Below are 17,911 nucleotides of genomic sequence, written 5' to 3'. Positions count from 1 at the left end.
AAATCGACTTCCATGTGTGGAATCGTAGGTTATGTCGGAAGCAATAAAACCGTTGACGTTCTCATGGGCGGGCTTGGACGGCTCGAATACCGTGGATACGACTCCGCGGGAATAGCCGTCATCGATGAGTTCGGTGTACTCAACACCGCCAAGAAGGCCGGCAAGCTGTCGGCCCTCACCAATGAGCTGAAGGCTCACCCCATCAACGACGGCACGACCGGAATCGGTCACACCCGCTGGGCCACCCACGGCGGACCCAACGACGAAAACGCGCACCCGCACCTCGGCGACAACAACAAGCTCGCCCTCATCCACAACGGCATCATCGAGAACTTCGCCCCCCTGCGCGAGGAACTACTCAATGAGGGATACACCTTTCTGAGTGAGACCGACACCGAGGTCGCCGCGGTGCTGCTCGGCCGCGAATACCAGCGCGTCGGCGACCTCGCCGAAGCCTTCCGCATCATCGTCGCCCGTCTCGACGGCGCCTTCACGCTGCTCGCCGTGCACCAGGACCAGCCCGGCGTCGTCGTCGGTGCCCGCCGTAACTCCCCGCTCGTCATCGGCCTCGGCGAGGGCGAGAACTTTCTCGGCTCCGACGTGGCCGCGTTCGTCGAATACACCCGCCGCGCCGTCGCCATCGGCCAGGACCAGATCGTCACGATCACAGCGGATGCCGTCACCGTCACCGACTTCGACGGTCACCCCGTCGAGACGGAAGAGTTCGACATCGCCTGGGATGCCTCCGCCAGCGAAAAGGGCGGCTGGTCCAGCTTCATGGCCAAGGAAGTTTCCGAGCAGCCGGACGCCGTCGCCAACACCCTGCGAGGCCGCATCGATGACGACCAGGTCGTCGTTCCCGAACTGACCGCGTTCGGCGATGACGTGCTCGCGGGCATCCGTCGCATCGTCATCGTCGCCTGCGGCACGGCCGCGTATGCCGGCCAGACCGCCAAGTACGCCATTGAAAAATGGGCGCAGGTGCCGGTGGACGTTGAACTGAGCCACGAGTTCCGCTACCGCGACCCGGTGCTCTGCGCCGATACCCTGGTGATCTCGATCAGCCAGTCCGGCGAGACCATGGACACGCTCATGGCCGTCAAGTACGCAATGGAGCGGGGTGCCAAGGCCATCTCCATCTGCAACACGCAGGGTGCGACCATCCCGCGCGAGAGCGACGCCGTCATCTACACGCACGCCGGCCCCGAGGTCGCAGTGGCATCGACCAAGGCCTTCGTCGCCCAGATCACCGCACTCTACCTGTTCGCCCTGCACCTGGCCCGCGTGCGCGGCAGCCTCACCGAGGCCGAACAGGCCGTGCAGGTCGCCGAACTGCAGGCCATTCCGGAGAAGATCCAGGCCGTTCTCGGCGTCGAAGACGAGGTGCGTCAGCTGGCCCGCTGGATGAGCGACACCCGCGCTGTGCTGTTCCTCGGCCGTCACGTCGGGTTCCCGATCGCGCTCGAGGGTGCGCTCAAGCTCAAGGAACTCGCCTACATCCACGCCGAAGGCTTCGCCGCCGGAGAACTCAAGCACGGCCCGATCGCGCTGATCGAACCCGGCCAGCCGGTGTTCGTGGTGGTACCGAGCCCGCGCGGCTCCGCCCACCTGCACCCGAAGGTCGTCTCCAACATCCAGGAGATCCGTGCCCGCGGTGCCCGCATCATCGCCATCGCCGAGGTCGGCGACGCCGCCGTGCTGCCGTTTGCCGACACCGTCATTCACATTCCGCTCGCGGCCCCCCTGTTCGAACCGCTGCTGGCCGTGGTGCCACTGCAGATGTTCGCGATGGAGCTCGCGATCGCCAAGGGCCTCGACGTGGACCAGCCGCGCAACCTCGCCAAGTCCGTCACGGTCGAATAAGCCACGTTGAATCGAGCAGCGTGATCAAGGGCATCGGGGTTGACGTGGTCGACCTGGCGCGGTTCACCCGCCAGGTCGAACGCACACCGCGCCTCGTGCCGCGGTTGTTCACCGAAAACGAACGAAATCTGCCGGTGCATTCCCTCGCGGCGCGCTTCGCCGCCAAGGAGGCCCTAATCAAGGCCCTCGGCGACAGCGCGGGGGCCACCTGGCAAGAGATGGAAATCGTGAACGACCCGCACGGCAACCCCGAATTCAAGCTGAGCGGGGCTGCCCTGCACGCGCTGACCGACCGCGGCATCAGCCGGGTGCACGTCACCATGACCCACGACGCCGGCGTGGCCTGCGCCTTCGTCGTCGCGGAGGGTGAAGCGTGACCGGCTTTCGCGAGGCCGTGATCGACCTCGCCGCCATTCGCCACAACATGGCCCACCTGCGCGCCGTGGCCGGCACCCCGCACGCAATGGCGGTGGTCAAAGCCAACGCCTACGGGCACGGTGCCGTTGCGGTGGCGCGCGCCGCTCTGGCCGGCGGGGCGGACTGGCTCGGCGTCGCCGACATCGACGAGGCCCTGGCCCTGCGAGACGCGGGCATCGACGCACCGATTCTGGCCTGGCTGCACGACCCCGACGCTGATTTCAGCGCCGCCATCGACGACGACGTCACCCTGGGCTTGTCGTCTGTGCGTCAGGTGCAGCAGGTAGCGGATGCAGCGGCGGAACTCGGCAGGGCCGCATCCGTTCACCTGAAACTCGAGACCGGCTTGAGCCGCAACGGCGTGCACGAAAACGACTGGGCCGCCGTCTTCGCGCTCGCCTCCGCCCTCGAGCGGGTCGGCCTGCTGCGCGTCGACGGTGTGATGAGCCACCTCGCCAACGCCTCGGCCGAGGACGACCAGAAAGCCCTGGACTGTTTTGAACGCGGCGTTGCGGCTGCCCGCGCCGCCGGCCTGACCCCCACGCTCGTGCACCTCGCGTCGTCGGCTGCGGCCCTGCGGTTGCCGGCCGCCCGTTTCACCATGGTGCGGTTCGGCATCACCCTGTACGGGCTGTCGCCGTTTGAGGATGCGAGCAGCGACGACCTCGGGCTGATTCCGGCGATGACGCTGCGCGGCCGGGTGGCCCTGGTACGCCGGGTGAGCGCCGGCGCCGGTGTCTCCTACGATTACCTCTGGCGGGCGCCGCAGGATTCCACCCTCGTGCTCGTGCCGCTCGGCTACGCCGACGGCATTCCCCGGCAGGCGTCGGGAACGGCGCTCGTGCACATCAACGGCGAGAACTATCCCCTGGTCGGTCGGGTCGCGATGGACCAGTTCGTGGTCAACCTCGGCGCCGACAACCCCGGCGTCGCCGTCGGCGATGAGGTCGTGCTGTTCGGCGACCCGGCCACCGGTGCGCCGAGCGCCACCGACTGGGCCGATGCAGCGGGCACGATCAACTACGAGATCGTCACCCGCATCGGGCACCGGGTGATCCGGCGGCACCTCAATGGCTGAGCTTGTTCGTACGATTGCGGATGCAGCGGCGATGCATCGCTTCGGCGTGATCCTCGCCGGCATCCTGCGGGCCGGGGACCTCGTCGTGCTCACCGGACCACTCGGGGCGGGTAAAACCACCCTCACCCGCGGCCTGGGCGAGGGGCTGCAGGTGCGCGGAGCCGTCACCAGCCCCACCTTCGTGCTGGCCCGCACGCATCCAAGCCTGGTCGGCGGGCCGCCGTTCGTGCACGTCGACGCCTACCGCCTCGGCAGTGCCATGGAACTCGACGACCTCGACATTGATTTCGCCCGCTCCGTCGTGGTGGTCGAGTGGGGCCGCGGCCTGCTCGACGGCATCACCGAATCCTGGCTGGACATCGAGATCGAGCGACCGCAGGGGCGCGCGGAGGCAGCGCGTGAAACGGATGCGGCGGCATCCGTTCTCGACCTTGATCACGACCTCGACGAACCGCGCACCCTGACCCTCACGGGTCACGGCCAGCGCTGGACGCGTCTGGCCGACTCGATGCCGTGACCTTGGGCCGTGGCGCCCACTATTCGATTACTCTCGCTCTGATCGGGCTGCGGCGGGACGCCCGTTCTCCCCTACTTGAGCAGGGCTACGTCGGAGACGAGCTCGATGTGCGAGAGCATCGCCGCGGTCGCCGCTGTGGCGTCCTGCGCCCGGATCGCCTCGGTGATGGTGCGGTGTGAGGCGAGGGACTGCTCCGGCCGGCCCGGCTGAGCGAGGGATTCGAGCCGGGTCTCGAGTATCATCTCTGCGATGAACGTCATGAGTTGGGCGAGCACCGGGGAGTGAGCAGCCGCAGTGACGGCTTGGTGGAAGAGCTCGTCGCCGTGCGCCCCGCGGTCGCCGACGGCGATTTCGTCTGCCATCGTCCGGAGCGCATCCTCGATCGCGAGCAGGTCGGCATCCGTTCGGCGTTCCGCGGCGAGCTCGGCGAGTTTGACCTCGAGGGTGGTGCGTGCTTCGACAATCTCGGGCAGCCGGTTGCGGTGCTCCCGCAGCCCACTGATCACCGCTGCGATGCTCGGCCGGTAGACGAGAACGGCGCCGGTGCCGTGTTGAACATCGATGACGCCGAGCACTTCGAGAGCCACGAGGGCCTGGGCGAGCGTGGCGCGGGAAACGCCGAGGCGTTCGGCGAGGTCGCGCTCGGCGGGTAACAGGTCGCCGGGGCCGAGGTGGGCGGACTCGATGTAGGCGAGAAGCTGGGCCACGAGCTGTTCGTACAGGCGTGGTTTCGTGACGCGCATGAGCGGCTGGGTTATTGCGTCCCTCGTCATGTCTGCCTCCCCATCAGTATTCGACCCAAGGCTACACGGCTCTTGACAAAGTCGCCTACTGTCTAGGAGGCTAGTCCAGTGAGCCAATAGCCCACATTCACCTGAACTTATGGAGGAACAACGATGTCCGCTCCCGTCATCTCAATCATCATCCTGGCGGTGATGTTTCTGATCGCCACGCTTTTGCCCGTCAACATGGGTGCGCTGGCCTTCGTGGGTGCCTTTCTACTCGGTGCCGTCTTTCTCGGCATGGAGACCACCGATATTCTCGCCAACTTCCCGGGCGGGCTGTTCCTCACGCTCGTCGGGGTTACGTACCTGTTCGCGATTGCGCAGGGCAACGGCACGATCGACCTGCTGGTGCGCGGCGCAGTGCGGCTCGTCGGCGGTCGGGTGGCCCTCATCCCCTGGGTGATGTTCGTGATCACCGCCGTGATCACGGCCGTCGGTGCGCTTTCCCCGGCCGCGGTGGCCATCGTGGCGCCGATTGCGCTCGGCTTTGCCCGCAAGTACAAGATCAGCCCGCTGCTGATGGGCATGATGGTGATCCACGGCGCGCAGGGCGGCGGATTCTCGCCGATCGCCGTCTACGGCGTGATCGTGAACAGCCTCATCTCGACCACCGGGCTCGACGCGAGCCCCACAGCGGTGTTTCTGTCGAGCCTCATCTTTAACTTTCTGATCGCCGTCGTGCTGTTCATCGTTCTCGGTGGCCGAAACCTTATCTCGAGCCGGGTCGGACATTTCGTGGAGCAAGCCGCCGAAGCGCGCATGGCCGTAAGTGTCGGTGCGCGCGCCGGCGGTGATGTGGCGTTCAAGGGCTTCGGCTCCGGCATCTACGGCCCCCGCGACCCCGCGGGCGACGGAGTGGCGGCCACGGCCACCCGAGGAGAGCGCATCCCTCAGCTTGTGACGGTGGCCGGCCTCATCGCCCTCGCCGTGATCGCGCTCGGCTTCAAGGTTGACGTGGGCTTCGTTGCCATCACAATCGCCGTCATCCTCGCCCTCGTCTCGCCCGCGGCGCAGAAGGGCGCGGTCAATAAGATCAGCTGGTCGACCGTGCTGCTCATCTGCGGCATGCTCACGTTCGTCGGTGTTCTCGAAGAGGCCGGCACCATCGAATACGTATCGGGAGCGGTGGCCAACCTCGGCATGCCCCTGCTTGCGGCACTCTTGATCTGCTACATCGGTGCCGTCGTCTCGGCCTTCGCCTCGTCAACGGCCATTCTGGCTGCGCTGATTCCGCTCGCCGTGCCGTTCCTCGCTACCGGGGATATCAGCGCCATCGGCGTGATCTGCGCGCTCGCCGTCGCGTCGACCATCGTGGACGTGTCGCCGTTCTCGACCAATGGCGCTCTCGTGCTTGCCAACGCCCCCGACGACGTGGACAAGGACCGCTTCTACAAGCAGATTCTCGCCTACAGCGGAATCGTCGTCGTGGCCGGGCCGGCCATCGCCTGGGCCGTGCTCGTGCTGCCCGGTTGGCTGTAACCCGCCACCTGCCGAAATACTGAGAAAGGACCGAACATGAGTACCAGCATCCGCTCCGAAACCGGTATGCAGGGCCCGCTGTCGGGCTATCTCGTCGTAGACTTGAGCCGCGCACTTGCCGGCCCGCACGCCACCATGATGCTCGCCGATCTCGGCGCGCGCGTGATCAAGGTGGAGAACCCCATCACGGGAGACGATACCCGCGGCTGGGGCCCGCCTTTCGTGGGCCCCGCGAACGATCCGCAATCCACGTATTTTCTCTCCTGCAATCGCAATAAAGAATCCATCGCCCTCGATCTGAAGAGTGACGACGGCCGGGAGGTGCTCAGCGAGCTGCTGCTGCGCGCGGACGTTGTGGTGGAGAATTTTCGCCCAGGGGTGCTCGACCGGCTCGGATTCTCGCCCGAGGCGATGCACGCTCTCAACCCGGCGCTGGTGATTCTCTCGATCACCGGTTTCGGCCACGACGGCCCCGAATCGAGCCGCAGCGGCTACGACCAGATTCTCCAGGGCGAGGCCGGACTGATGTCCCTCACCGGCTCTGGCCCCGACGACCCGCAGCGTGTGGGCGTGCCGATCGCCGATCTGCTCTCGGGCATGTATGGCGCGTTCGGACTGCTCGCCGCGCTGCTTCAGCGCGAGCGCACTGGTCAGGGACAGATTGTGCGCACCTCACTGCTCGCCGCGCTGGTGGGAGTGCACGCCTTCCAGGGCACCCGCGCCACGGTGGCCGGAGAGGTGCCGGAGGCCCAGGGCAACCACCATCCGTCGATCGCTCCCTACGGGCTCTTTCCCTGCCGCGGCGGCAGTGTGCAGATCAGCATCGGCAGTGAGAAACTCTGGGCCACCTTCGCAGCCGAGTTCGGGCTCGATGCTGCGCGATCCGAGTGGGCCACCAACGCGCAGCGCGTGCGCAATCGGGAGGGTCTCAAGGAGACCATAGCGGATGCCTTCGCCCACTTCGATGCCGCGACCTTGCTGAAGAAACTGACCGACGCCGGAATCCCGGCCGGCAAGGTGCGTTCCCTGGATGAGGTCTATCAATGGGATCAGGTGCTCTCGCAGGGGCTGCTGATCGACGTTGAACACGAGGTGCTCGGCCGGATCAGCCTCCCCGGTCCACCGCTTCGGTTCTTCGGACCCGCCGATACGGTTGAGACAACGAACACGATGCACTCCGCTCCGCCGGTGCTCGACCAGCACGGCACCGACATTCGCACCTGGCTCAACCGCTCACTGGAAGGTATCTCACTGTGATTTCTCAATCCGCGCTCACAACTCGCCACCTGAACGCCACGGAGCTCATCGACGTGGTGCTCGATAACGGCTCCTTCACGAGCTGGGATCAGCCCGTGGTCGACCCCGCCCCGAACGAGGAGTACCGGGCCGACCTCGTGAAGGCCCGAGCGAAGAGCGGCACCGACGAGTCGGTGCTCACCGGCGAGGGGCTGATCCGCGGCCGCCGGGTGGCGATCGTGGTGAGCGAGTTCGCGTTTCTCGCCGGATCGATCGGGCTTTCTGCTGCCGACAGGATTGTGAACGCGATCGAACGGGCCACACGCGAGGGGTTGCCGGTCTTGGCCGGACCGGCATCCGGCGGTACCCGCATGCAGGAGGGCACGTTGGCCTTTTTGTCGATGGTGAAGATCACCGCGGCCGTGCGCGCGCACCGCGAGGCGAGGCATCCGTATCTGGTGTACCTGCGGCACCCCACCACGGGCGGGGTGATGGCCTCATGGGGCTCACTCGGGCACGTGACGGTGGCCGAGCCGGGCGCGCTGCTCGGGTTTCTCGGCCCTCGGGTCTATGAGGCGCTGTACGGCAAGAAATTTCCGGAAAACGTGCAGGTCTCCGAAAACCTGTTCAACCAAGGGCTGATCGACGCCGTTGTGCCGCCGGAGCAGTTGCCGGAGATCGTGCACCGCGCCCTCACAATCCTTACCGACCGGGTCTCTACGCCGGTGGCGGCACCGGAGACCCTGAACGTGCGGCCGGCAGCGAGCGGCGCGTGGTCATCCATTTTGATTTCGCGCAACCCGCGGCGACCGGACCTGCGCCAGCTGCTCGCCTACGGCGCGCACGACGTGCTGCCGTTGAACGGCACGGGCCAGGGTGAGAAGGACCCGGGGCTCATGCTCGCCATGGCACGGTTCGGGCAGCAGAGCTGCATCGTGCTCGGGCACATCCGGCCGCGGCCCTCGCAAGACACCAGGATGGGCCCCGGATCGCTGCGGGAGGCCCGGCGCGGCATGCGCCTTGCGGAAGAACTCGGGCTTCCGCTGCTCACCGTGATCGACATCGCCGGCGCCGCGCTGTCGAAGGAGGCCGAGGAGGGCGGCATGGCCGGGGAAATCGCCCGATCTCTGCACGAGCTGATCGGCCTGCGGTCGGCAACCGTGTCCGTGCTGCTTGGACAGGGTGCCGGCGGCGGGGCGCTCGCGCTGCTGCCCGCCGATCGTACGATCGCCGCCCAGCACTCCTGGCTGTCGCCGCTTCCTCCTGAAGGGGCCAGTGCCATCGTGCACCACAACACCGATTTCGCGCCGGCCATGTCGGAGGCGCAGGGCGTGAACGTGGCCTCGCTGTACGCCAATCGGATCGTCGACCACATCGTGGACGAGCGCCCCGACGCCGCAGACGAGGGACGGGCGTTCTGCCAGCGCTTGGCGTCGGCCATCGAATACGAGCTGTCCGCGCTCTCCACAGTGCCCGTTGATGAGCTACTTCCGCGCCGCCTGGCCCGCTACCACTCCCTCGGTCGCTGACCCCTCGTCATTTCGGTGTGGCGCATGGTGTCGGTTGCGCCCCGTTCGGCAATTACCCCGCGGGCCAGGTTTGCCATGCCGGCCAGAACGCTTTTGGCCCCGTTGGCTCGGTACATGTCGGTGGGCCGAATTCTTGTCACGGCTTGCCTAGGCGATAATCGAACGAGACGAGCAGGGGCCCTCAGACTGCCCGATGTTGGCCACGAAAGGACACGTCCATGATGCAAGCGATTCTGGTCGAACCGGGGACTGCCGGATCGCAACTGGTGCTGCGTGAACGCGCGGTACCGGTTCCAGGACCGCGCGACGTGCGCATTCTCGTGCACGCGGCATCGGTGAATCGGGCGGATCTGGCCCAACGCTCCGGAACCCATGAGCCGGCGGTTCCGGGAAGCCCTCCGCCTGTGGTCGGGCTCGACGCGGCCGGCGAGGTGGTCGAGATCGGTTCCGACGTCACCTCACTGCGGGTTGGCGATCGCGTCATGACCATCGTCGGCGGGGGACTCAGTGAGCACATCGTGGTCGATGCGGGCCTGCCGATTCCGATTCCCGACGGGTGGAGTTACGCCGAGGGGGCGGCGGCCGTTCTCGGGCTCCTGACCGAACACAACGCGCTCCGCACCCACGGTCGGTTGCAGCCCGGTGAGACCGTGCTGGTCCATGCCGCGGCATCCTCTGTCGGGTTGCAGTGTGTTCAGCTCGCGAAACACCTCGGTGCCGGGCTCGTGATCGGTACGACCCGCTCGGCGGGCATGACCACGCTGATCCGATCGGTCGGTGCCGACCAGGTGATCGTCGTTGGCGATGACGGCTTCGCCGATCAGGTGCTGGCGTTGACCGATGGCCACGGTGCCGACGTCATCGTGGACCACGTCGGCGGACCCTACCTGGCCGACAACATCCGCTCGGCCGCCATCGCCGGCCGCATCATCGGCGTGGGGCGACTCGGCGGCAGCGAGGGCACGCTCGATTTGGAAATGCTCGCCTACAAGCGACTCGCCCTGCACGGGGTCACCTTTCGCACCCGCTCCACCCAGGACAAGATCGACCTCGTCGCCGCGCTGCGTGCCGACGTCGACCTTGGCTCGCCGGTTCTTCGACCGCTCATCGACCGGATCATGCCGTGGACCGAGGCCGACGCGGCCCAGACTCTGATGCGCACCAACTCCTCCCTCGGCAAGATTGTGCTCGCCGTTGGCGACGCGGCCGCCGAGAATTCGAACACGGGAAACTCTCACTAAATGACACTTCTTGAAGGCGCGATCATCCTGGTCGCCGGAATTGCCGCGGGCATCATCAATGTGGTGGCCGGCGCTGGAACCCTGATCACCTTTCCCACCCTGCTCGTCCTCGGTATCCCTCCGATCACGGCGAACGTATCCAACACGGTTGGTCTGGTTCCCGGGTCGATTGCCGGAGCTTACGGTTATCGCCGGGAACTGCGCTCGCAGTGGCGGCCCGTGGCCTGGATGGCGGTGTTCTCGGCCGTGGGCGGTGTGATCGGCGGGTTGCTGCTGCTGGTCCTGCCCGAGGAGGCCTTCTCGGCGGTCGTTCCGTTCCTGCTGCTGCTCGCCGCGCTGCTCTCCGCGATCCAGCCCCGCGTGGCCCGTTACGTGCGGCGCAAGTCTCCCGAAGGCACCACGACCGACACTCGGCCGATCACGTTTGGCCTCGTGCTCGGCATTCTCGGCACGGGGGTCTATGGGGGATACTTCGGCGCAGCGCAAGGAGTGGTGCTGTTGGCACTGCTGGGTATTCTGTGGTCCACCGACATGCACCGGGCCAACGGTGCCAAGAATGTGCTGGCCGGCATGGCCAACCTCGTCTCTGCAATTATTTTCATCTCCAGCGGCACGGTCGACTGGGTGATCGCTGTGCTGATCGGCGTTGGTTCCGCCTTCGGTGGCTGGCTCGGTGCCCGCATCGGGCGAAGGCTCTCGGCTCCGGTGTTGCGTGCGATCCTGGTGATCGTTGCCCTGACAGCCGCCGTCGTGCTCTTTCTGACCTGATCGCGGCCCCAGGAAAGCCAGCCGCGCGAAGCGCTGGCCTATGAAAGCCAGCCGCGCGAAGCGCTGGCCCATGAAAGCTAGGCTGAACGGGTGCTACTTGCCATCGACACGTCCGCCGGCACGAGCGTCGCCGTCGTCGACCTTGCCCGCGGAGTCATCGCCGAACGCGGTGAAGCCGACACGATGCGTCACGCCGAAATCGTCGGCCCGTTCATTCTGGAATGCCTGCAGGAAGCGCATGTCGCCCCGGCTGACCTCTCCGGCGTCGTCGGCGGCATGGGTCCAGGCCCGTTCACCGGCCTGCGAGTCGGTATCGCCTCGGCCCGCGTCTTCGCCCTCGGGGCTGGCACTCCGCTCGTACCGGTGATCAGCCACGACGCCATCGCCTACGGCCACTACCGCCGCGGCCACTCCGGCCCGCTCGTCGTCGTCACCGACGCTCGCCGCCGCGAAATCTACTGGAGCGCCTATTCCCAAGCGGATGCCGTTGGTCTGCCCGTGCGCGTCGGCCAGCCCGGCCTTGCCAAACCGGCCGACCTCGACGACGAGGGCTGGCTGCACGCCGGGTGGCCGCGCCTGGACGCCGCCACTGTGTCGGCCGGTGAACTCGGTCTGGTCGCTGAGTTGAGCTACGCCCACGGACGCCCGTTCGCGGCCAATGAGCCGCTCTACCTGCGCTCGCCCGACGTCACCCTCTCGAACGGTCCGAAGCGAGTCAGCCGATGACCTGGCAGCTGCGCCGCGCGCACGAGGCCGATCTTGAAGCCATCATGCACCTCGAGACGACCACTTTCGTCCATGACGCCTGGTCGCCGACCATGATGGCGCGCGACCTCGGCGACCCCGCCTGCTTCTACCTCGTGGCGTTTCCGCCCGACGACCCCAGCACGGTCGAGGGCTACGCCGGCCTGCTCGCCCCGCGGGGAGCCGTCGAGGGCGACATTCAGACCATCGCGGTCGCCGAATCCGCACGCGGACGCGGCCTTGGCCGCACACTCATGCAGGCGCTCATCAATGAGGCCCGGAAGCGCGGCGCCCGGCTGATCTTTCTCGAGGTGCGGGCCGATAATCCCGGTGCCCAGCGCCTGTACGAACGCCTCGGATTCATCGAGGTTGGCGTGCGCCGCGGCTACTACCAGCCGGACAACGTAGATGCCATCGTCATGCGTCTCAATATTCCAGAATTGGAATCTATGCTTGTGGAGACCTCGTGATGACCATAAACCGCGCTGATCCGCTCGTGCTCGGCATTGAAACGTCCTGCGACGAAACCGGCATCGGCATCGTGCGCGGAACCACCCTGCTCTCCAACACCATTGCGAGCTCAATGGACGAGCATGCCCGTTACGGCGGTGTCGTGCCCGAGATCGCGGCCAGGGCGCACCTTGACGAGCTCGTGCCGGCCATCAACGCGGCCGTTGCCGAGGCGGGCATCCGTTTGAGTGATCTGGACGCCATCGCGGTCACCTGTGGGCCCGGACTCTCCGGCGCGCTTATGGTCGGCGTCGGCGCAGCCAAGGCACTTGCCGTGGCGCTCGACAAACCGATCTACGCGGTCAACCACCTGGTCGGCCACGTCGGTGCCGACCTGCTGCAGGGAGAGCTTCGGCACGGCGACACCAAAACCGGCGACACCAACACCGGCGACACCGCTCCGCTCGAGTACCCGACGATCGCCCTGCTGGTCTCCGGGGGCCACACCTCGCTGCTGCTCGTGCGCGACCTGGTCAGCGACGTCGAGCTGCTCGGCGAGACCATCGACGATGCCGCCGGCGAGGCCTTCGATAAGGTCGCCCGGCTGCTCTCCTTGCCCTACCCCGGCGGGCCGCAGATCGACCGGGTCGCGCTCGGCGGCAACCCGAAGGCCATTCGGTTTCCACGCGGACTCAGCCAGCCCAAGGACATGGCCGTGCACCGTTACGACTTCTCCTTCTCCGGCCTGAAAACCTCGGTCGCTCGCTTCGTCGAACAGCGCCAGGACGCTGGCGAACCCGTGCCGATCGGCGATGTCGCGGCCAGTTTTCGGGAGGCGGTCGTCGATATTCTGCTCACCAAGGCCCTCGCCGCCTGCGCCGACTACGGCGTACCGCGGCTGCTGCTCGGCGGCGGCGTCATCGCCAACAAGCGTCTGCGCGAGGTCGCCACCCAGAGAACGGATGCTGCCGGCATCGTTCTGCGCATCCCGCCCCTCTCCCTGTGCACCGACAACGGTGCCATGATCGCAGCCCTCGGTGCGCAGCTCATCATGGCCGGGCATGAGCCCTCAACGCTGCAATTCGGCGCTGATTCCACCCTGCCGGTCGGCCAGATTCAGGTCTGATCTGCCACAGAATTCGCCCACGCGCGGGCACACGGGATATTCTGGCTCTGCGACCCCGAACATTCCGCACGAAGGAGACCGCAGATGTCTGATCCCACCCAGCCCCCCGTCGATCCGACCAGCAGCGAACCGACCAGCAGCGGCCCGGCGAGCAGCGACCCGACGGGTTCGACTCCGGCCGACTCCAGCCTGCCGCCGGCCTACCCGGCCGCTCCGAGCTACCCGGCACCCGGCGCTCCGGCCGCTTCCGGATCTGGCCAGGCTCCCGCCTACGGGCAGCCCGCCGCGTATGGCCAGCAGCCGGCCTACGGCCAGAACCCCTACGGCCAGCAGAACCCGCAGGACAAGTACAATGTTCTTTCGATCATCTCGCTCGTCACCTCGATCCTCCTCATCTCAGTGGTCGGCATCATCACCGGCCACATCGCCCTGAGCCAGATCAAGAAGACCGGCGAAAAGGGACACGGGCTCGCCCTCTGGGGAACCATCCTCGGCTACGTCGGCCTTCTCGGCGGCGCTATCTTCGCCGCTTTCACGATCATTCTGCTACTCGCGGCGGCCTCCACCGGCACGAGCTACAACAACTAGCCACGCAGACGGCCCCGTCGGGGCCACGCGGCACGTTTCGATCGACAGGGGCCACCCCCCACAAGCTGACCGTATGCGCGGCCAGAGGACAGCCATGACTACACCCCATCCGCACGACGAGACTTCGGCGCAGCTGCAATATACGCGCCCTCCCGCGCCACCCGGCAGCCAGTTGGACTGGGCCTCGACGGTCACCGCTCCCACCGAGTTCGTGCCGTACAGCTACACCGAGGCCGAGGTGCAGCGCATCACCGGCCGCCGTCGGCTCGCGGTCTCCTCCGTCGTCTGTGGCCTTCTCGGTCTCGCACTCGGCGTGGTCGGGGTGTTTGGTCTACCGATCGCTCTCATTGCGATCACCCTCGCGCTGATCGCGCGCACCACCGAGAATCGGGCGCGCACGCTCTGGCGGAGTGGCCTCGTGAGCGGTCTCGTCGGGGTTCTGCTGGCGGCCGGCTGGATCGTCTACATCAGCCAGATCGTGCTGCCGCTGCTGTAATCCGCTACCGCACGCGCTCCACGAGCAGCGCCACGCGATGCCCGGCCGCCCTGGTCAGAATCAACGTTGCGGCTTCCGGTCCCTTCAGCTTCAGCCGGGTGCGCAGTGTCGCCGGATCAACGTCGACGCCGCGCTTCTTGATCGCGAGGGTGCCGATACGCCGTTCCAGCAGCGCCAGCCGCAGCTTCTTCTCATCGAAGGGGAGCGTTTCGAGCACCCGAAAAGCGCTCGCGAACGGCGTCGGCGTGAGCGTGTCGTTGGTCAGGTAGGCGATGCCCTCACTCAGCATGCGGGCATCCAGTGAACGGGCCAGATCGCCGATCAGGCGTGCCCGAATCACCGCGCCGTCCGGTTCGTAGACGTAGTTTCCGAGGCTGCCAGGTTCGACGTCTGCACTGTCGTCTGGAGCCGTTAGTTCGTGCCTGCCGTCTGCCGTCAGGAGCAGGGCCGACCGACGGATTCCGGGGCGCGCGAGGGCGCCGAACCACAGCCCCATCTCCACCAGCTGGCCGTCCACCGACACCCACTGTGCTTCGGCGTCGACCGGAATCTGGTCGCGGTCGTGGCCGGGCCCGAGCTTCATGCCGAGCGGCAGCTTCGTCGCGAGCAGATAGGCGAAGTCAAGCGAGGGGGAGTAATCCTCGGAGCGGGTCAGTCGCGTCGTGTTGCTGTGCCCGCTCGTGCGGCGGGCCGGGTCCAGCCAGACCGCGTCGAAATCTTCGAGGTCGACCGTCTCGGCATCGGCCTGCAGCGCCGAGGCGTTCGGAAACGGCGCGAGGTTGAAGCTTGCTACGGTCGCCGTGACCTCGTCGGCATCAACGGCCACGACCGACAGATCCAGCGCGGCGAGGGCCATGGCGTCGCCGCCGATACCGCAGCCGAGGTCGGCGACCCGCGGCGTGCGGCCGAGCGCAGCGCCGAGACCATTGAATCGGCCCGCGTGCAGGGCGGCGACACGCAGCCGGGTGGCCTGTTCCAGGCCGGCCTCTGTGAAGAGCATCCGCTCGGCGAATTCACCGAACTTGAGGGCGGCTTTTGCCCGCAGCCGCGATTGGCTGAGCACGGCCGACACGAGTCCGGGCGCGTGCCCGGCCTTGCGCAGATCGCTCACGAGCTTCAGCACGTCGCCGTGGGTGTCGTAGGGCGGCAGCGAGTCCAGCAGCCGCAAACTCGCGGGGGAAAGCAGCTCAACGAGTTCGGTTCGATCCATGCTGCAACGCTACCAAAATGACCCCCATCTGGCACTCACGTTGCGTGAGTGCCAGAACCCCCCTAAACTTCACTTGGCACTCTCGCTGTGAGTCTGCTAACCCAAATCTTAGAAAGAGGTCAACCGTGTCGGTCTCCATCAAGCCGCTCGAGGATCGCATCGTCATCAAGCAGGTCGATGCCGAGCAGACCACCGCATCAGGTCTGGTCATTCCTGACACCGCGAAGGAAAAGCCCCAGGAGGGCGAAGTTGTTGCAGTCGGCCCCGGCCGCATTGACGACAACGGCAACCGCATCCCCCTCGACATCGCCGTCGGCGACAAGGTGATTTACTCCAAGTACGGCGGAACCGAGGTCAAGTTCGGTGGCGATGACCTTCTGGTTCTCTCCGCTCGCGACGTGCTCGCCGTGGTCGTACGCTAACACCAAGCAGTCGGTCGTTCTAGACTGAAAACTCCCGGATAGCCCCGCTATCCGGGAGTTTTCTGCTTTCTTCACCTCTGCCGAGTCAAGGACCCTCATGTCGGATGCCGTAAGCCCAGTCGCGACGACCGGTACCGCCGCCGGCACGCATCGCTCCGGACTCATCTTCGGCGGCCTCTCCTACGCCCTCTGGGGTGTGCTGCCGCTCTACTTTCTGCTGCTCGCACCGTCGGGTGCCTTTGAGATCGTGGCCTGGCGGGTGCTGTTCTCCCTGGTCTTCTGCGTACTGATCATCACGGTGACCCGCACCTGGACGGTTCTCGGGCGGGCCCTCAGGCAGCGGCGCCTGGTATTGACCATGGGCCTGGCCGGGGTCTTCATCTTCATCAACTGGCAGACCTACGTGATTGCCGCGACCACCGGTCACGTGGTCGAAGCGGCCCTCGGCTACTTCATCAACCCGATCGTCACCGTGCTGCTCGGCGTCTTCGTGCTGCGGGAACACCTGCGCCGCCTACAGTGGGTGGCCATCACCATCAGCTTTCTCGCCGTGGTCGTGCTCGCCGTCGGGTACGGCTCACTGCCGTGGATCTCGCTCATCCTCGCTTTCTCCTTCGGACTCTACGGTCTGATCAAGAAGCGAGTGGGCCCGAGCGTCGATGCCGTCACCGGCCTCACCTTGGAGACCGCCTGGCTCGCACCGGTCGCCGTCATCCAACTGGTCGTGGTCTCCGGCATTTCCGGGCTCACCTTCGGCACGGTGTCGCCCTGGCATACAGCTGGCCTGCTCGCGGCCGGCATCATCACCGCGGTACCACTGCTGCTGTTCGCTGCCGCCGCGCGGCGCCTGCCGTTGACCGTGCTCGGGCTCATTCAGTTCGTGGCCCCGGTGCTGCAGTTTCTGGTGGGCGTGTTCATCCTGAACGAGGCGATGCCCCCCGAACGCTGGCTCGGTTTCGGGCTGGTCTGGGTTGCCCTGATCATTTTGACGGTCGACATGGTGGCCTCCGGCCGCACTCCCCGCCGCAGTACCCTCGAACCCGCCTAGCTTGCCCGGCCTGGTCCGGCCCCGGCCAGCCGATACGCTGAACCAACAGCACGCGCCAGCCCAGCCTACGCAGCACCGATTCAGCCCAGCACCAGAGGATCCACATGCCCCGTCGCCCCATGATCGCCGCCGTTCTGCTGCTTGCCCTGGCACTGACCGGCTGCACCGGTGCGCCGGCCGCCAGGCCGAGCCCGACCCCAACACTCGTCGCCAGCACGGCGCCCACCGGCGACGGCACGCTTCTCATCGGCACGCTGTTTCCCATGACCGGCGCCAATGCCGCGAGCGGTGCCGCTCAGGTAGCCGGCACCGAACTCGCCGTGCGTGACATTCTCGCCGACCAGACAACGCCCACCCAGCCCGTGCAGCTCATCCACCGCAACGTGGCCGGCGACCTTGCCGCCGCCTACGCCGACCTCGCGACGCGCGGCGTCGATCTGGTGCTGTGGGACGCGACGACGGCATTGCCAGCGGATGCTGAAGGACTGATTGGCAGCGCGGCCATCGTTGCCCTGATCGACTTTGCCAATGGTGGAACCCCGCTCGCCGCCACGGACGAGTTCACCGCGCGACTCAAGACCGCCGATCCGACGCTGACGGCCACCGCTGGCGGTGCAGAGGCCTACGACGGAGTGATCACGGCCGCCCTGGCCGCCGTCATCACCGGCGACGATGGCGGTTCCTCGCTCGAGGCTGGCTGGCCCCAGGTGATTTCCGGAAGCGCCGTGTGCGCTTCCTGGGGGGAATGTGTGTTCGCCATGACGGAGAAACAAATCATTGATTATCAGGGGATTACCGGCCGTCGTTCGTAACGATTTGGTCGCATTACAAAGTTCTCCCATCAGGGGGTATGTTTCTGGGCCCTTGATTGCCTACTCTGACACCACGGCAGTCAACCGGCTGACCAGTCTTAC

19 protein-coding genes are annotated in these 17,911 nt (G+C 66.6%); 17 read left to right on the top strand and 2 right to left on the bottom strand.

Annotated features, from left to right (window positions below; genetic code table 11):
- Positions 1-12 precede the first annotated feature (12 nt).
- Genes glmS through tsaE form a run of 4 tightly spaced genes read left to right on the top strand, consistent with a single transcriptional unit; the run spans position 13 to position 3,875 of the window.
- Positions 13-1,863 (top strand): glutamine--fructose-6-phosphate transaminase (isomerizing), encoded by a 1,851-nt coding sequence (glmS, locus tag E3T35_RS11625; RefSeq protein ID WP_134379201.1) that lies wholly within the window; start codon positions 13-15, stop codon positions 1,861-1,863.
- Between the two features lie 20 nt (positions 1,864-1,883).
- The gene (locus tag E3T35_RS11620; RefSeq protein ID WP_134345328.1) at positions 1,884-2,240 is read left to right on the top strand and encodes a holo-ACP synthase; all 357 of its coding nucleotides are present in this window, start codon (positions 1,884-1,886) and stop codon (positions 2,238-2,240) included.
- 47 nt (positions 2,241-2,287) lie between these two features.
- A complete protein-coding gene (alr, locus tag E3T35_RS11615) occupies positions 2,288-3,358 on the top strand; it encodes an alanine racemase (RefSeq protein WP_134379287.1) in 1,071 nt (356 codons plus the stop codon).
- Positions 3,351-3,875, top strand: coding sequence for a tRNA (adenosine(37)-N6)-threonylcarbamoyltransferase complex ATPase subunit type 1 TsaE (gene tsaE, locus E3T35_RS11610; protein WP_198421023.1), 525 nt, complete (start codon positions 3,351-3,353; stop codon positions 3,873-3,875). The genes alr and tsaE overlap by 8 nt, the downstream gene beginning before the upstream one ends.
- A gap of 71 nt (positions 3,876-3,946) precedes the next feature.
- Here tsaE and E3T35_RS11605 read toward each other — a convergent pair whose 3' ends face one another.
- A complete protein-coding gene (locus E3T35_RS11605) occupies positions 3,947-4,648 on the bottom strand; it encodes a FadR/GntR family transcriptional regulator (protein WP_134379199.1) in 702 nt (233 codons plus the stop codon).
- A gap of 123 nt (positions 4,649-4,771) precedes the next feature.
- Between E3T35_RS11605 and E3T35_RS11600 the strand changes: the two genes are divergently transcribed.
- The 10 genes from E3T35_RS11600 (at position 4,772) to E3T35_RS11555 (ending at position 14,317) form a co-directional block, all read left to right on the top strand.
- Entirely contained in the window at positions 4,772-6,139 is a 1,368-nt protein-coding gene (locus tag E3T35_RS11600) for an SLC13 family permease (protein ID WP_134345326.1), read from the top strand.
- Positions 6,140-6,175: 36 nt separating this feature from the next.
- Positions 6,176-7,396: a CaiB/BaiF CoA-transferase family protein gene (locus E3T35_RS11595; RefSeq protein ID WP_134379197.1), complete on the top strand. Its 1,221-nt coding sequence runs from the start codon at positions 6,176-6,178 to the stop codon at positions 7,394-7,396.
- Positions 7,393-8,904, top strand: coding sequence for a carboxyl transferase domain-containing protein (locus E3T35_RS11590; RefSeq protein ID WP_134379195.1), 1,512 nt, complete (start codon positions 7,393-7,395; stop codon positions 8,902-8,904). The genes E3T35_RS11595 and E3T35_RS11590 overlap by 4 nt, the downstream gene beginning before the upstream one ends.
- A gap of 218 nt (positions 8,905-9,122) precedes the next feature.
- On the top strand, positions 9,123-10,145 hold the full coding sequence (locus E3T35_RS11585) for a zinc-binding dehydrogenase (RefSeq protein WP_198421022.1): 1,023 nt from the start codon (positions 9,123-9,125) through the stop codon (positions 10,143-10,145).
- Complete coding sequence (locus E3T35_RS11580) at positions 10,146-10,913, top strand: sulfite exporter TauE/SafE family protein (RefSeq protein ID WP_134379193.1); 768 nt, start codon at positions 10,146-10,148, stop codon at positions 10,911-10,913. It abuts the gene before it with no gap.
- A gap of 90 nt (positions 10,914-11,003) precedes the next feature.
- Positions 11,004-11,639: a tRNA (adenosine(37)-N6)-threonylcarbamoyltransferase complex dimerization subunit type 1 TsaB gene (tsaB, locus tag E3T35_RS11575; protein ID WP_092339394.1), complete on the top strand. Its 636-nt coding sequence runs from the start codon at positions 11,004-11,006 to the stop codon at positions 11,637-11,639.
- Positions 11,636-12,127 (top strand): ribosomal protein S18-alanine N-acetyltransferase, encoded by a 492-nt coding sequence (rimI, locus tag E3T35_RS11570; RefSeq protein ID WP_134345321.1) that lies wholly within the window; start codon positions 11,636-11,638, stop codon positions 12,125-12,127. Before tsaB ends, rimI begins: the two co-directional genes overlap by 4 nt.
- Entirely contained in the window at positions 12,127-13,233 is a 1,107-nt protein-coding gene (gene tsaD / locus E3T35_RS11565; protein ID WP_134379281.1) for a tRNA (adenosine(37)-N6)-threonylcarbamoyltransferase complex transferase subunit TsaD, read from the top strand. Before rimI ends, tsaD begins: the two co-directional genes overlap by 1 nt.
- An 84-nt stretch (positions 13,234-13,317) precedes the next feature.
- On the top strand, positions 13,318-13,821 hold the full coding sequence (locus E3T35_RS11560) for a DUF4190 domain-containing protein (RefSeq protein ID WP_134345320.1): 504 nt from the start codon (positions 13,318-13,320) through the stop codon (positions 13,819-13,821).
- A 94-nt stretch (positions 13,822-13,915) separates the two neighbouring features.
- A complete protein-coding gene (locus tag E3T35_RS11555) occupies positions 13,916-14,317 on the top strand; it encodes a hypothetical protein (protein ID WP_134379191.1) in 402 nt (133 codons plus the stop codon).
- 4 nt (positions 14,318-14,321) lie between these two features.
- Here E3T35_RS11555 and E3T35_RS11550 read toward each other — a convergent pair whose 3' ends face one another.
- Positions 14,322-15,527 carry a class I SAM-dependent methyltransferase gene (locus tag E3T35_RS11550; RefSeq protein ID WP_134379189.1) on the bottom strand — a complete coding sequence of 402 codons (1,206 nt, stop codon included), beginning with the start codon at positions 15,525-15,527 and terminating at the stop codon, positions 14,322-14,324.
- Between the two features lie 125 nt (positions 15,528-15,652).
- Between E3T35_RS11550 and groES the strand changes: the two genes are divergently transcribed.
- From groES to E3T35_RS11535, 3 genes are all read left to right on the top strand, one after another.
- Entirely contained in the window at positions 15,653-15,949 is a 297-nt protein-coding gene (gene groES, locus E3T35_RS11545) for a co-chaperone GroES (RefSeq protein ID WP_092339382.1), read from the top strand.
- Between the two features lie 97 nt (positions 15,950-16,046).
- Positions 16,047-16,997, top strand: a complete 951-nt coding sequence (gene rarD / locus E3T35_RS11540; RefSeq protein ID WP_134345317.1) for an EamA family transporter RarD — start codon at positions 16,047-16,049, stop codon at positions 16,995-16,997.
- 104 nt (positions 16,998-17,101) lie between these two features.
- Positions 17,102-17,809, top strand: a complete 708-nt coding sequence (locus E3T35_RS11535) for an ABC transporter substrate-binding protein (protein WP_134379187.1) — start codon at positions 17,102-17,104, stop codon at positions 17,807-17,809.
- The last annotated feature ends 102 nt before the right edge of the window (positions 17,810-17,911 follow it).

Source organism: Cryobacterium sp. TMT1-2-2, from assembly GCF_004403505.1.
GTDB lineage: Bacteria > Actinomycetota > Actinomycetes > Actinomycetales > Microbacteriaceae > Cryobacterium > Cryobacterium flavum.
Note: the sequence above shows the minus strand (reverse complement) of the source record. Positions and strands in the feature narration are given on the sequence as shown.

Excerpts from the sequence above, each read along its gene's own strand:
- E3T35_RS11585 (WP_198421022.1), top strand. The coding sequence starts at position 9,123 with ATGATGCAAGCGATTCTGGTCGAACCGGGGACTGCCGGATCGCAACTG.
- E3T35_RS11595 (WP_134379197.1), top strand. The coding sequence starts at position 6,176 with ATGAGTACCAGCATCCGCTCCGAAACCGGTATGCAGGGCCCGCTGTCG.
- tsaD (WP_134379281.1), top strand. The coding sequence starts at position 12,127 with ATGACCATAAACCGCGCTGATCCGCTCGTGCTCGGCATTGAAACGTCC.
- E3T35_RS11555 (WP_134379191.1), top strand. The coding sequence starts at position 13,916 with ATGACTACACCCCATCCGCACGACGAGACTTCGGCGCAGCTGCAATAT.
- E3T35_RS11600 (WP_134345326.1), top strand. The coding sequence starts at position 4,772 with ATGTCCGCTCCCGTCATCTCAATCATCATCCTGGCGGTGATGTTTCTG.
- glmS (WP_134379201.1), top strand. The coding sequence starts at position 13 with ATGTGTGGAATCGTAGGTTATGTCGGAAGCAATAAAACCGTTGACGTT.
- rarD (WP_134345317.1), top strand. The coding sequence starts at position 16,047 with ATGTCGGATGCCGTAAGCCCAGTCGCGACGACCGGTACCGCCGCCGGC.
- alr (WP_134379287.1), top strand. The coding sequence starts at position 2,288 with ATGGCCCACCTGCGCGCCGTGGCCGGCACCCCGCACGCAATGGCGGTG.
- E3T35_RS11550 (WP_134379189.1), bottom strand. The coding sequence starts at position 15,527 with ATGGATCGAACCGAACTCGTTGAGCTGCTTTCCCCCGCGAGTTTGCGG.
- tsaE (WP_198421023.1), top strand. The coding sequence starts at position 3,351 with ATGGCTGAGCTTGTTCGTACGATTGCGGATGCAGCGGCGATGCATCGC.
- E3T35_RS11605 (WP_134379199.1), bottom strand. The coding sequence starts at position 4,648 with ATGACGAGGGACGCAATAACCCAGCCGCTCATGCGCGTCACGAAACCA.
- E3T35_RS11580 (WP_134379193.1), top strand. The coding sequence starts at position 10,146 with ATGACACTTCTTGAAGGCGCGATCATCCTGGTCGCCGGAATTGCCGCG.
- rimI (WP_134345321.1), top strand. The coding sequence starts at position 11,636 with ATGACCTGGCAGCTGCGCCGCGCGCACGAGGCCGATCTTGAAGCCATC.
- E3T35_RS11560 (WP_134345320.1), top strand. The coding sequence starts at position 13,318 with ATGTCTGATCCCACCCAGCCCCCCGTCGATCCGACCAGCAGCGAACCG.
- E3T35_RS11535 (WP_134379187.1), top strand. The coding sequence starts at position 17,102 with ATGCCCCGTCGCCCCATGATCGCCGCCGTTCTGCTGCTTGCCCTGGCA.